The organism is Corynebacterium sp. LK2590 (genome assembly GCF_040946105.1).
GTDB lineage: Bacteria > Actinomycetota > Actinomycetes > Mycobacteriales > Mycobacteriaceae > Corynebacterium.
This window is the reverse complement of the sequence record NZ_JAYWMH010000005.1, coordinates 1-13,012: the sequence shown is the minus strand read 5'-3', so window position 1 is coordinate 13,012 and position 13,012 is coordinate 1. Positions and strand designations below refer to the sequence as shown.

General features: G+C 59.1%; 10 protein-coding genes. 9 read left to right on the top strand and 1 reads right to left on the bottom strand.

Annotated elements, in window-relative coordinates; all coding sequences use genetic code 11:
- Positions 1-23: 23 nt before the first annotated feature.
- The 9 genes from VVR85_RS07170 to VVR85_RS07130 all read left to right on the top strand — a co-directional run bounded on the left by VVR85_RS07170 (position 24) and on the right by VVR85_RS07130 (position 11,783).
- Positions 24-1,361, top strand: coding sequence for a glycosyltransferase family 4 protein (locus VVR85_RS07170; protein WP_368520255.1), 1,338 nt, complete (start codon positions 24-26; stop codon positions 1,359-1,361).
- 14 nt (positions 1,362-1,375) lie between these two features.
- Complete coding sequence (locus VVR85_RS07165) at positions 1,376-2,005, top strand: hypothetical protein (RefSeq protein ID WP_368520254.1); 630 nt, start codon at positions 1,376-1,378, stop codon at positions 2,003-2,005.
- Positions 2,002-4,095 carry a glycosyltransferase gene (locus tag VVR85_RS07160; protein ID WP_368520253.1) on the top strand — a complete coding sequence of 698 codons (2,094 nt, stop codon included), beginning with the start codon at positions 2,002-2,004 and terminating at the stop codon, positions 4,093-4,095. The genes VVR85_RS07165 and VVR85_RS07160 overlap by 4 nt, the downstream gene beginning before the upstream one ends.
- A gap of 73 nt (positions 4,096-4,168) precedes the next feature.
- Entirely contained in the window at positions 4,169-5,101 is a 933-nt protein-coding gene (locus tag VVR85_RS07155) for an ABC transporter permease (RefSeq protein ID WP_368520252.1), read from the top strand.
- A gap of 175 nt (positions 5,102-5,276) precedes the next feature.
- Positions 5,277-5,981, top strand: coding sequence for an ABC transporter ATP-binding protein (locus VVR85_RS07150; RefSeq protein ID WP_409338194.1), 705 nt, complete (start codon positions 5,277-5,279; stop codon positions 5,979-5,981).
- Positions 5,982-6,076: 95 nt separating this feature from the next.
- A complete protein-coding gene (locus VVR85_RS07145) occupies positions 6,077-7,018 on the top strand; it encodes a hypothetical protein (RefSeq protein WP_368520250.1) in 942 nt (313 codons plus the stop codon).
- Positions 7,011-9,200: a glycosyltransferase gene (locus tag VVR85_RS07140; protein ID WP_368520249.1), complete on the top strand. Its 2,190-nt coding sequence runs from the start codon at positions 7,011-7,013 to the stop codon at positions 9,198-9,200. Before VVR85_RS07145 ends, VVR85_RS07140 begins: the two co-directional genes overlap by 8 nt.
- Before the next feature lie 59 nt (positions 9,201-9,259).
- Positions 9,260-11,122 (top strand): hypothetical protein, encoded by a 1,863-nt coding sequence (locus VVR85_RS07135; RefSeq protein ID WP_368520248.1) that lies wholly within the window; start codon positions 9,260-9,262, stop codon positions 11,120-11,122.
- A gap of 229 nt (positions 11,123-11,351) precedes the next feature.
- Positions 11,352-11,783 carry a hypothetical protein gene (locus VVR85_RS07130; protein ID WP_196977031.1) on the top strand — a complete coding sequence of 144 codons (432 nt, stop codon included), beginning with the start codon at positions 11,352-11,354 and terminating at the stop codon, positions 11,781-11,783.
- An 823-nt stretch (positions 11,784-12,606) separates the two neighbouring features.
- Here VVR85_RS07130 and VVR85_RS07125 read toward each other — a convergent pair.
- Positions 12,607-12,858: a hypothetical protein gene (locus VVR85_RS07125; protein ID WP_301979931.1), complete on the bottom strand. Its 252-nt coding sequence runs from the start codon at positions 12,856-12,858 to the stop codon at positions 12,607-12,609.
- Positions 12,859-13,012 lie beyond the last annotated feature (154 nt).

Genomic DNA, 13,012 nt, shown 5'->3' with positions numbered 1-13,012 from the left:
TGAGAGAAAGCACCTAGTTTGCCGTGAAGATCCTTGTCCTTTCCCAGTACTGGTATCCGGAAAACGGGGTACCGCAGCGGCGGTGGGCGTGGCTCTCGCGGATCCTCATTCGCAACGGGCACCAGGTCACCGTCATCGCGCCGCCCCCGCACTACCAGCGCAAAATCTCTCTCCGGCAATGGCTGGACCAGCGCAGTTTCCGCTCCGCGCAGCACGCCGAAGAAGGCCCGGCAGGGGAGCGGATCATCCGCTCGGGGTTCTTCCCCGCGGGCCGCTCGTTGACGCAGCGGATTTTCAACCAGGCATCGGTAGCCGCTTCAATGGTGCTGATGCACCTGAACCCCTCCCACCAGGTCCGCAAACTGCGGCCGGACTTGGTCATCGGCACTGTGCCGGCCCTGCCGACCTCGGCGGTGACGCGGCTGGTCGCGGGTATCCACCGGGTGCCCTACGTTCTCGATTTGCGCGACGCCTGGCCGGATCTGCTGCGCGAGAGCCGCGACTGGAATTCCGGGACCGGACGGAGGACCCTGCGCGAAAAGATCTTGAGCCGCGGGCCGCTCCAAGTGCTGACCAAGGCCACCGAGAAAACCATGTACTCGGCGCTGCGCAAGTCCGTCGGCGTCATCACCACCACACAGCGCGAGAGCGACTACCTGGCCAACTACTTCGCCCGGACCATGCCGGGACCCAAGCCGGAGCTGACCACCATCCGCAACGTCTTCGCGCCCCGCTCGGACTACGACCGGCAGGTCAGCACACCGCGCGAAGGCGGCCTGAACGTCCTGTACGCCGGGACGCTGGGGCGGGCCCAGAAGCTGGAAAACGCGCTGGAGGCCGCCAAGATCGCCCGGGACAAGGGCCTGGACGTGCACCTGCGGATGATCGGCGACGGCGCTACCTGGTTCGCCCTGAATGAGCGCGCGGAAGAATTGGGCCTCGATGTCGAGTTCCACCACCGGCTGCCGGCCGACCAACTGCGGGAATACTACGAGTGGGCGGATACCGCCCTGGTGCACCTGACCGATTGGGACGCCCTGGAGCGCGCTATCCCGTCCAAGACCTACGAGCTCATGCAGTTAGGTATCCACATCAGCGCGGCCGTAGCCGGGGAGGCCGCGTCGCTTATCCACCAGCTGCGCGCCGGCCACGTGATGGAGCCGGAAAACCCGGAGGCCCTAGCGGAGCTGTGGATTAGCCTCGCTAAGAACCCGGAGATGCTCCAGGTCGGGGAGACCGGCAGGAAGTGGGTGGAGCACCAGCGCGACGAGGTGGTGCCGGCCAACCTGCTCGACATCCTCGCCCGGATTGAGCGCAACAACGCCCACCTGCAGCGCAACCGGCAGAACGCGACCAGGTAGGCGGCACATTCACCATGCGTATCAGCAGCCTAGAGGCCTACCAGGCCACAATCAGCACGAAGCTTCAAAACCCGGAGCGCCCCGCCGCGGAGCCCGCGCGCCCGGTGGTAATCCTTGACGACTCCGCGGCGCCGGTCTCCCTGGCCTCCGTTCCCGGGGATGCCATCTTCCTGTCCGGGCTGCCGGACACGTGGCCCGCCGAGGGCGGCCGGCTCATCCTGGTCAATACTCCCGAGCCACTCACCCTGGACGCCGCCTCCCGGTGGCTCAGCGCCGGCCACGCGCAGGCAGAGTACTGGGCAGATACTAAACACCTGGCGCGGATGGTGGGGCTGCTGCGCGCAGACGTCCCGGAAGAGCGCGCGTGCGTGACCGGATTCGAGGCTGAAGGAGGATGGCTGCGGCTGCGCCTAGGCACAGCCTCGGGCCCGACCCGCTCCAGCGAAGACTTCGTGCGGGGGCTAGCCGCCCAGGCGGGGGCCGGCCCGGAGCCCGAGCCAGAGCCTGCCGAGCCGACGCTGTCGGAGCCCAGCCTGGGCTCCCTGGTGGTCAAGAAGGTGGTGCCGCTGGCCAAGCCCATCAAACAGTACCTGCCGGCCACGCTGGTGGCCTACCTCTACAAGGGATTGGAGAAGCTGCGATGAGCCGCGGAGCATTCCAGCCGGGTATCAGCGTCGTCGTGCCCTCGTACCAGGGCCGCGAGCGCTTGCCAGCCGTGGTCGACTCCCTGACGGCACAGACGCTCGCCCCGGAGCTCTTCGAGGTCATCGTGGTGCTCAACGGGCCGGCCGACGGCAGCTACGAGGCCCTGGCCCAGGCGCGCGCGGAGCACCCGGGGCTGAACCTGCGGGTTCTGACTAGCGATGCCCCAGGCGCCAGCCGCGCCCGCAACCTCGGGCTGGCCGCGGTGCGGCGGGAATACGTCACCTTCCTCGACGATGACGACTGCCTCGAGCCGCGTTTCCTCGAGCTAGGGCTGGCCACCGCGGGGCCGGGGGTGGGCGGGCTGCTGCCGATAGTGGACGTGCGCGCCGGGCAGCGCGACGAGTCCACGAGCCTGGGCGTGCGGATTAAGGCCCTGGCGGGGACGACGCAGCTTGCGCGCAGCACCGCCTGGGCCCTGGGCTTTAACGCCTGCAAGGTGGTCCCGAGCGCGGTCCTGACCCGCTACCGCTACGCCGAAGACCTGGCCTCCGGCGAGGACGTGGTCTTCTTCGCGCACCTGCTCAAGCACCCGGACCTGGCCCTGCGCGTGCCGCAGGATCACGCCGGGGCCGCCTACCTGCGCACCCAGCGCGCCGGGTCGGTCAGCCGGCAGGAAAGCTCGTACGAATTCAGTGTGCGCCAGCGCCTGGCCTGCATCGCTAGCCTGCGCGGCATCGATGTCCCGGAGGCCTCCGCAAGAGCACGTGAGAGCCTGGAGGCCGCCCAGTTCTCCTTCGTGCGCGATTACCTGAAGACGAATCCGGAGGACGTGGACGCGGCAATCGCGGAGGCAGTCAGCCTCAAAGTGCCGGGCCTGCCGTGGGCCGACCTGCGCACGGGCAAAGCGCGCCGGCTGGTGATCTCCTATTGCTTCCCGCCCTATGCGGATACCGCGGCCAACGTCGTGGCCAAGCACATCGCCGCACGCGGCGAGCTCGTCGACGCCATCTTCGCCGATATGTCCCGCGTGCGCTCGCAGGATCCGTCGACGCAGCTTATCGTCGAGCCCTACCTGGCCCAGCGGACCGAGATCCGGGTCGATCCTTCGTTCGCGGCCTGGCCGCTGATCTCCAGCTTTGCCCGGAAGGCCGCGCGGGTGGCCGGCAAGCGGATGAAATCCGCCCACCCCTACGAGGAGATGTACTCGCGTGCCCTGTGGTCCGGCTCCCACGTGGCCGCGGCCTTGGTCAAGCTCAAGCACCCGGGGCTTTACTGGGAGGCGGAATTTTCCGATCCCCTGCGCTTCGGCGTGGACGGCGAGCCCCGGGAAGGAGCTATCACCCCGGGGCTGACCACGCTGCAGCTGCGGCGGGCGGTCTCTTCCAGCCGGTGGCCGGGTCTCGCCCTGGAGACCCACTTCGCCCTGACTGAGGCCGTGACCCTCATCCACGCCGACCGCCTGGTCTTTACCAACGCCAACCAGCGCGAGGTCATGCTGGCCCCGTACCCGGAGGGGCTGCAAGAAGAAGCGCGGGCGAAATCCGTCATCCGGCCGCACACCCCGCCGCCGAGGGAGCTGTTTTCCTTGGGTGACTCTAAGGCCCAAGCGGTTCCAGATAAGATCAACATCGCCTATTTCGGCAACTTCTACGCCAACCGTGGCATGGGCCCGGTCTTGCGGGCGCTGGCCATCCTGCCGGAAAACGCGCGCCAGCGCTTTGTCCTGCACATCTACTGCGGCAACCCCGCGGCCGTCGATGCCCTCCGGTGGCAGCAGGCCGCCGAAGCACCCGGAGCGCCCGTCGATGTGCGCGCCTACCCTTACGCGGATTACCTGGACTTTTTGGCTACCACGGAGGACTACGACGTGCTGCTGGTCAACGACGCGGAGACCACCGGGTCCGCCTTCGCCGTCAACCCGTTCCTGCCGTCGAAGTACTCCGATTATTCTGCCTCCACCACGCCGGTGTGGGGGATTGTCACCGCCGACTCGCCGCTGTCGCAGCTACCGCTGGACTTCTACAGCCCATCCGGCGACACGGACGCGATAGTAAAAACCCTTTATCATTTGCTAAAGGAAGTTGACTAGACTGGTTGAAGTTTCAAGTGAAAACAAAGAGGTACGTCAAGACAATGAGGCAACGGAAAGGGGGCCTAGGTAAATGAGTCGTCACCGAAAGCGGGAGAACTCCCGGAGCGTCGATTATTTCCAGAAGCTCAACGAGCAGATCACCCATTCCGACGGTCCGGTCCAGATCGTGTCCCCGGAGGGGCTGAAACCGCTCAACCCCCGGCCCAGCCTGCCCACCTATATCCAGCAGCTCTGGGAACGCCGCTTCTTCGTCATCGCGGAAGCCCGCTCCAAGGCCCTGCGCTCCACGCGCGACTACCGCCTGTGGAAGCTGTGGCTGGTGGCCAACCCGATCCTGGACGTGGCCTTCTACGGCTTCCTGTTCGGCTACCTGTTCAAGACCTCCCGCGGCATCGAGAACTTCATTGGCTACCTCATCCTCGGCATCATGTTCATGCGCATGATTACGGGCCTGTTCTCCGCCGGCAGCGGCCTGATTACCAAGTCCCGCGGGATGATCCGCACCTTTGCCTTCCCGCGGGCCTCGCTGGCATTCTCGCAGACCCTGCGCGCCGGCATCGATAACCTCCTGCCCGCGCTCATCGGCATGATCCTGGCGTTCTTGGCGCAGTGGGGCACCCCGCCCAACTGGACCATCATCCTGGTGGTGCCGCTGTACCTGATGCTGCACATCTTCGGCTGTGGGCTGATGATGATCGTGGCGCGCCTGACCGCCGAAATCCCGGACGTCAAAGCCCTCATCGGCATTGTGACGCAGGCGTGGTTCTTCCTGTCCGGCGTGATGTTTTCGTTGGATCGTTTCTCCCACACGCCGGCCGTCCAGGAGCTCATGTCGCACAATCCGGCATACATCTTCCTCACGGCGATCCGTGATTCGACCATCTACGGAACCTGTCCGGCTCTTTCCACGTGGCTGACCTTGCTGGCCTGGACCGTCGGCACGTTCGTGGTGGGCTTCATCTACTTCTGGGGAGCGGAGCACAAATATGTCCGACTTGCATAAGACCGACCAAGCAAAGACCGCCACTAGCACCGCGGCGACGAGCGAGGCGAACGCGGACGACAACGTCCACTACGTGGAGGAAGCCAACGTCGTCGTCCAGAACGTCTCGAAGCGCTACGTCATCAGCCAGTCCCGCTCCGACGACGCCCGGACCGTGCGGGCGGGCAAGAACAAGATGGTCGTCGACGCGCTGACCGATGCCTCCTTGGTCGCCGCGCCCGGCGAGTCCGTCGGCATCATCGGCCTGAACGGCTCCGGCAAATCCACGCTGCTTAACCTCATCGCCGGGGGCGAGTCACCCACCAGCGGCAAGATCCTGGTGCGCTCGCAGCCGATGCTGATGGGGGTCAGCCCCGCCCTGCAGAGGTCCCTGTCCGGGGAGACGAACATCTACCTGGGCTGCCTGGCGCTGGGCATGAAACCGGAGGAGGCTCGCGCGCAGATCCCGCTCATCGCCGAGTGGACCGAGCTAGGCGATGCCATCAAGCGCCCCATGTCTACCTATTCCTCCGGCATGAGCTCCCGCCTGGGCTTTGCCATCTCTACCGCCGTCAAGCCGGATATCCTCCTCATCGACGAGGCCCTATCCACCGGCGACGCCGCCTTCGGCGCCAAGGCGAAGGCGCGCATGGCCGAGGTCCTAGAGCGCGCCGGCAACCTCTTCCTCGTCTCCCACTCCATCGGGCAGGTAGAGAAGAACTGCCAGCGCTGCATCTGGATCAGCAAGGGACACATCATCGCCGACGGGCCCACCGACGTGGTCTCTCCCCAGTACCACGAGTGGGCACGCCTGATGGGCAAGGACAACAAAGATCCCGCGCACGAGTACCTCCAGGAAGTCACCGCGGCTTACCGGGCTCCGAACGTCGTTTTGGGTTAAACGGAGGTTCCCCAGTTACCTCACGAGGGTGAGATACCTTGTGTATTCTAAATTAGCAGTTGAAATTAGTCTGGATAATTGTGGAAAGGCCCAGGATGAGTGTTCTAGGCAAAATTCGCCACGGTAAAGCATTGACGCTGCTTCTAGCCGTGGCGTTTGTGCTGTTTGCAGTGGCTTTCGTCGTGCCGCAAGGCGTCGTGGAAACCATCTTCGCTCTGGCCGGTGGCCTTGTCGCTCTTATTTTCGCCGTGGGGTTTTTGTCTTGGGCAAAGCAGTCAGTGGGTGAACTTCGGCAATACTTCCGTCAGGTGGATGCTCGCCTCAAGAACCTGGATCCGCATATTTCGAACGCGGCCTCGCAAAGAAATACGGTCATTGAACAGCTCCAAGCGCGTACTGGCAAATCTAGTGCGCCCGCAAATCCAGTGCCTGCAGATGCTCCAAATAATACTTCGCCGTTCGAAGCTGAAGCAGGAAGTGTATACGCTGCCGGAGCGATCCCTGCATCCTCTGTGCAGCGGTCGAATGCGCCGGGAGTTATCGGTCGTGGGGCAGCCGCCATCAGCGTAACTAGCGATAAATATCAGAATTTCAGTGCGGTCTTCGACTCCTCCGATGATCGATGGGCTAAACGTGTAGCGGTCATTGGGACAACTGAATTGATGTCGGATCTGTCTGATTCGGTAGACCTAGAGACGCTCGAGCCGAATCAAACCCGGCGCGCAGTGGCTGCCCCACAGGACTACGTGATTATCGAAGAAGAAGCTTTCAATAAGGGGGCGTGGGCGCACGGGCTCGAGTCTTTCCGCTTGCAAGCATTCCTCGAGCTAATGGAGTCATTGAACCTAGCGAAGAAGCAAGGGGCCATTGTGCTCGTCCTTGCCGGAGCCGAGGTCACGACCTTGACACATTCGTTGCGAGAGGCAGCAGACTACGTAATTGGTGACGGCGAAGATGATAGGTCGCAGTTGGAAGGCTTGGCGATTTACGCCCAGCTAGAGAACTATCTGGAAAAGGAGAGCACACTCAATGTCTAAGGCTGCTGTATACGCTGACATTAACCCCAATATTATTGACGGCTCTTCCATCTGGATGATGTCGATCACCGAGGTCCTTAGCCGAGTCTTCGACGAGGTTTGGCTGGTTTTGAAGACTGAACCGACCGACAAGAAGCTGGTATCAGCGGTTTCGGTCTTGGACAATGTAGCCATTGACTACGTGCCGAATCCTTCGAGCGGGGAAATTAGCGTCCGCGATATTGGGCAGTGTGCTGCTCGCGTGAAGGAAATCCACGCTGCGGAAGGCCTTGATGCCGTTGTGGTCCGCGGCCTCGAAGCGTGTAATGCATTTTGCAAGGATCAGGGGCTTAGCGAAATCCTATGGTCCTACGTCACTGACCTGCCATTTCCGCCGAGCAAGCTATCCGCTAATGGCTTGAACCGTCTAGAGCGCGTTGCTTCTCGCTCAGCTGGCTTGTTCTCGCAGACGGAGACTTCCCGCTCCTATTTCGAAGCCCTTGCGCCTTCGGCCCCTGGGAAAACCTACCTCCTTCCTCCCATGATTCCCGACAAAGCCTTTGCCGACATGACACAAGATAGTGCGGGGAATGAGGGACCACTGGAGATCGTCTACGCGGGTAAATTCGCCAAGGACTGGAAGACCTTGGAGATGCTGGAGCTGCCGGCCAAACTCCAGGAGAGGGGAGTGCGTGCCCACCTGACAGTCATCGGAGCAAAGATCAATCGGGACAAGGACGATCCGAGCTGGAGTAGTCGAATGGCCCAGGCACTTGAGTCTGCCCAACGCGGGGAGTACCCCGGAGTCACGGCAGTAGGTGCGGTCGCGCGCGAAGAGTCTCTGCGCATGATTTCGGAGGCAGATCTGGGAATCGGGTGGCGTACTTCAAAGCTGGACTCCAGCATGGAGATCTCCACAAAGGCCTTGGAATACGCAGCAGCCGGCACTCCGCCGGTAATTAACCGCAATGGCGACCATGAGCTCCTCTTGGGGGCTGATTATCCCTTCTTCGTTAACGCACAGACTGACGTTGACCTGCTAGCCGAGACCATTGCGACGAATCTTGGCTCAGTCCCGCAGGTTCAAGACTCTGTCCAGCGTGCGGTTCACCAATACTCGATGAGCTCTGCTGTACAACGCTTGCGCGACGTCTTTACCCGCGCGATGGTCTTGCGCAATGATAAAGACGACGAAAATGCGTATGAGCCGACGAAGCTACTGGTGGCATCCCACGACCTCAAATTCGCTGGCGAACTGCTTTCTCGGCTGCTCAAGGATCCTCGCTTTGAGATTAAGTTCGACCATTGGGAGTCGCTACACAAGCACGATGAGGCACAAAGCAACGAGCTAGCCCAATGGGCCGACGTCATCTTCTGCGAGTTCGCTGGCCCAAACTTGACGTACTATTCAAACCACAAGGCCGAAGATACTCGCCTTATTGCTCGCCTCCACGGATTCGAAACACGCAATCGGGCTCCCTGGTTCGCCGACGCGAACTTAGAAGCAGTTGATTCTGTGCTCACGGTCTCGGAGCACTATCGACGGGCCACCATTGAATTCCTTCCCGAACTAGACGGCAAGGTCCAGGTGGTCCCGAACATGATTGACACCAAAGACTTTTCGCGCCCGAAGGGGCCAGATGCTCGCTACCACTTAGGCCTCGTTGGGATGGTGCCGTTCTTGAAGCGCCCCGACAAGGCTTTGGATCTGCTCAGCAAGCTACTACAACAGGACGACCGCTACTATCTCCACATCAAGGGGCGAATGCCTTGGGACTACCCCTACGTGTGGAAAGACAACCTACAGAGGCACAAATACCTCGACTTTTTCGCACGCCTACGAGAAGATGAGCTTCTTTCCAGCCACGTTGTTTTCGAACCGTTCAGCACGGACATTGCTTCCTGGTTGCGAGGAATCGGATTCGTCCTTTCACCCAGTGATGAAGAAAGTTTTCACCTCGCCCCAGCCGAAGGCATGGCCTCCGGAGCTGTGCCAATAGTCTGGAGTCGTGCCGGCTCGATGGACGTCTTTGGCAGTGACAATGTCTACGAAGATCTTGCACAAATGGCCGAAGTCGTTCTATCCGCCCGCTCTTTCGAACGTTTCAAGGAAATGAGCTTCAGAGCCCGTCAAAATGCGGCGAAGTGGAACACGGACAGTATTTACACCCAGTGGGCCGGTATTCTCTCTAAAGACTTCTAAGGTAGGCAATACCTAAGCTGCGTTTGTCCTAGACCGGTCTCCTCTCTCGAAAGAAATAAATGAGTATTTTCTTATTAGCTATCCCCAAGGAACGCCAGCGCGAAGGCGGATCCGAGCAACGTGTGAAACAGAGCTCGGAGTTTTTGCGGCGGGTGTTTACAACCTATCGTGCCGTGGTCGGTAACCACTACGGAGCTGAACCGAAAATCGTACCACCGGGAGCTGATGGTCTGGCGTCCATTCTTACCTGGGCTCGTGACAAGGAACCCAATTCTGTACGCAAGAAGAAGGATTGGTGGGCCTATTCCTCGGGCCAAGACGTTGGCGAAGATCTGATTCACTATGTAAGCCGACGTGGCGAAAAGCTCGTTTTCACCGACCCGCTGTGGGGTTCGTACGTTGCAGTTTTTGGTGAGCGATACCGCGACTGCGTGACAATTTGGAACACCGTGCCTGCTCTGGAAACTGCGCACTACGCAGAGAACGAAGACTTCGTAGTGGTCTCAAATCGCCCACTACTAGCAGCTCTGGCTCGCGTCGAAGGAGTCCTGGCAGATGTGAAGCTTTCGGACGATTATTTGGATGAGTACGTGCTTTTTGGGTACAACGTGAGTTCAGCGTCGCCTTATGAAAAGGTATCAACACTTGCGGTAGATCAGGCCTTGGAAATCCGTGCTGGGCGTATTCGGATTATCGATGCTCCTGCGGGGAACCACTCACGGTTAGACAAGTTTCATACAGAGGAAGAAGGCGGCAAAGCCTTGGCATCTGCCCTCCAGGATGCGACGGAGCGTGCTTTTCGGGACTTCGGCGGCGGAGACGTACAACTACGCATGAGCGGGGGAAAAGACAGCCGCATCCTCCTGGGATTGTTGAGTAACCGAAAACTTCCACTGTATGCGGTGACTTACGGGCGTCCTTATGACGAAGAAGTTAGGGTGGCGCAAACCTTGTGCTCCCTAGCAGGAACTCCACTGCATGTCACAGCACCTAAGGAAGTTGATCTATCCGCAACGTCGGATAAGGTAGATAGGATAATTAGGCTTTCCGATGGTGTGCCTCCTTCGGAACCGCACACGGCTTTGTACGAAGGTTCTAGCCCTCGGCATGACGGTGATCCTATCGTTCTTGGGCAGTGGCCGCTCATGAAAGGCGGACAGGCTAACAAGTTGTCCTACACCCCACAGTCGTTGAAGAATGCGCTCCGCCGGCAAGCGACCTGGCTTGCTGCTGATTCTCTAATAGAGGGATATAACCAGTTCCTAGAGCAGTGGGCGAGCGACGTTGCTGTGAACCAATCGATTGAATACCTTTACCTTTTCGCACGGAGTTTCCGGTCTGGACGTTGGCTTCAAGGGCATATCAACCTCTACGAGCGGGATGCGGTAATAGCCTATCCCATTGCAGATGCCGAGGTTGCAGCTGTATCGGATGCTCTGACGATGTCAGAGAAAGTGTCGGAACGTGCATTGTTTAGGGCGCTGGAGCTTATTTGGCCCGCTGGAAACCGAGTCCCTCTTTCAAATGGCGGCAGTTGGTTGTTTGAGTCGCGAGGGGCAGACGAAAAAATAGGCCGAGATAGTTACGAGCAGCGTCAAAGTGCAGTTCCTGAGTTTGTTGACTCCAAAGATACGTATGTCGATGAACGATTGAAGACACTTAAGCCACGAGAATATACCGAAACGCTCGCGCGAGAATTAGCGGCCGAGTTACTAGAGTCGCCGAATCTTGAGAAGCTTAAATCCAAGACACAGCCTACATTTTGGCGGATCCTCGAGGACTTCTCGAAGGGCGCTGCCCTTGAGATCCCGGCGCACTCATCGCGACGTGAGATGATCAAGTTGATTTGGCGTCTCTACGTCGTCGACCGATGGATGCGCGGGCTATGGCTGAATGTAGCCAACGGTTCAGCTGAGAGCTAAGCACAGCCTTCGAACGAGGAAATAGTCTTCCACTCTTACGAGAGAATTGAGGTAAAGGACATGGAACGACCGAGGTCATTGGCACGATGGAAGAAGCAATACTCCTACGAAGGAGTGTCGCAATTTCTGGGCTCGCAGATTTGCGGGTAACCCCAAGAGGTACTATGCAGTTGGTATGGACTGCGGAAGCTGCATTGACTGTCAGTAGCGCGAATACGAGGAGTGAAACATGGTAAATAATTGGAGCATAACGTCTTTTGCCCATTACATGAATTCGCTTTTAAAGCGGTATTTTGCTCAAGAAAACCTCATTTCTTCCGGAGCTGTCGAGCTACGGGCAGCTTGGAGAACGGCTCAGTACGTCTACTGCGTATTCTCAGTAATGTCCACGAAAGGACTTGCGTATGTTGGCATGGAAATGCCCCCAATACCGAGTACTGGGGGAGTCTCATCGGAAGAAGATACTGCTGTCAAGGCCTGGGCAGATCAGCTTGCCGGTGATCCATTCGCCGGGGATTTAGACTACGGTTGCGGAGATAAAATAAAATGGCTCGGAACCGTTAGCGACAACACGCCTCAACGCTTTATAGAATTGAGGAGAGCGAAGGCAGACAAAAAGATGGGCACAGAGCTTTATATTCCACGAACCGGCCACGGTTAATCATTTACCCCCTGCCTCACCGCGCCTATTTTAATCTATGTTTTTCTCCATATTGAACCACTGGGGAACCACGTCGCTGCCATCATTGGACTCACGTAGCGGGAACATTGTCTTCACTCCACGTAGCTCTAGTCCTCCAGGGACCCACACTGTAGTTTCTATTACTGCTCGAAGTTCAAATGATCTTCCAGTTCCAACCTTTTTTCCATCATTAGTGCGGACAGCCTCATAGATAGGAGTTTCATAGATACGGTCGGTACCTTCCATCCTCGCTTCGCAGAGCCCTTTAAAGTACTTGTTTATCGTATATAGGTTCCAAATTCCGTGCTTATGCCTGATCTTGTCATAGCCCCAAGGACCCCCTTTTCCCCTTTTAGCATCCGGGGTGTACCAACCGCGTCGTAGTACCACAGGGGTCCCGCACCTGTCCCATATCCTAGAGCGCTTAGCGCTCGTAGAGCGTGGTCAGCATAGAAAAGCCGCCGAGTTTTCGGCGGCTTTTGGCTGTGTCAGGTAATCGCTATCCTCCCGGGCAATCTGCCGAGATTCCGTGGTGGCCTCGGGAAAAAGCACGTACAGGGCGGGGCTGTCGGGCACGAAAAATTCAGGGGCAAGCGTGCGGCGCAGCCGTACGCGCGGCAGCGCCAGGTGTCGACGCAGACGGCGACGGCGGCTGACTTGGTTATCGCTGACTTTGAACGCGGCTAACGCCAGCCAGCGCGCCCGCCCCGTCGTCCGGGGCGCTCTATGCGCTCTTGAGCGTCGAGCACATCACCCAGGCGTGGTGCAGGCGTCTCAGAACGCGGAGAATCGCTGGGGCTACTTAGGTCCGATCCCCTTCCAGGTCAAGGAAGCTGAAATAGGGGACATCCTCAACAGTTTCTCCAACAATCCCGAAGACCCTATTGCTGATTTTGTCGAGATCTTCCTCGTTCTTTTTTCGGACAGGGAAAACAAACTCTTGCTTTATTACGTAAGCTCGAAGATCCTCAAAATCGCCCCTACCTGCTGCTTCGATAGCTAGATTATAGTCGTCTTCTTCGGTTTCCACTGCAACGGGAGAAAAGTCATCCAATTCGTGAAATTCTTGAGCGAAGGAACTTTTAAACCGCTTTATCAGCCTTTCAAGTTCCGGTTGAGAGCAGTACAAATGCAGCTCTTCAACGAATTTCTGCTCAACTATTCCGTCCTCGTGAGGTTACCCTCGAGTAGTGGACACCCTATTAGTA

What these genes read in the sequence shown, in the direction of transcription:
- VVR85_RS07165 (WP_368520254.1), top strand. Translation starts at nt 1,376, where the DNA reads ATGCGTATCAGCAGCCTAGAGGCCTACCAGGCCACAATCAGCACGAAG.
- VVR85_RS07160 (WP_368520253.1), top strand. Translation starts at nt 2,002, where the DNA reads ATGAGCCGCGGAGCATTCCAGCCGGGTATCAGCGTCGTCGTGCCCTCG.
- VVR85_RS07155 (WP_368520252.1), top strand. Translation starts at nt 4,169, where the DNA reads ATGAGTCGTCACCGAAAGCGGGAGAACTCCCGGAGCGTCGATTATTTC.
- VVR85_RS07150 (WP_409338194.1), top strand. Translation starts at nt 5,277, where the DNA reads ATGGTCGTCGACGCGCTGACCGATGCCTCCTTGGTCGCCGCGCCCGGC.
- VVR85_RS07145 (WP_368520250.1), top strand. Translation starts at nt 6,077, where the DNA reads ATGAGTGTTCTAGGCAAAATTCGCCACGGTAAAGCATTGACGCTGCTT.
- VVR85_RS07140 (WP_368520249.1), top strand. Translation starts at nt 7,011, where the DNA reads ATGTCTAAGGCTGCTGTATACGCTGACATTAACCCCAATATTATTGAC.
- VVR85_RS07135 (WP_368520248.1), top strand. Translation starts at nt 9,260, where the DNA reads ATGAGTATTTTCTTATTAGCTATCCCCAAGGAACGCCAGCGCGAAGGC.
- VVR85_RS07130 (WP_196977031.1), top strand. Translation starts at nt 11,352, where the DNA reads ATGGTAAATAATTGGAGCATAACGTCTTTTGCCCATTACATGAATTCG.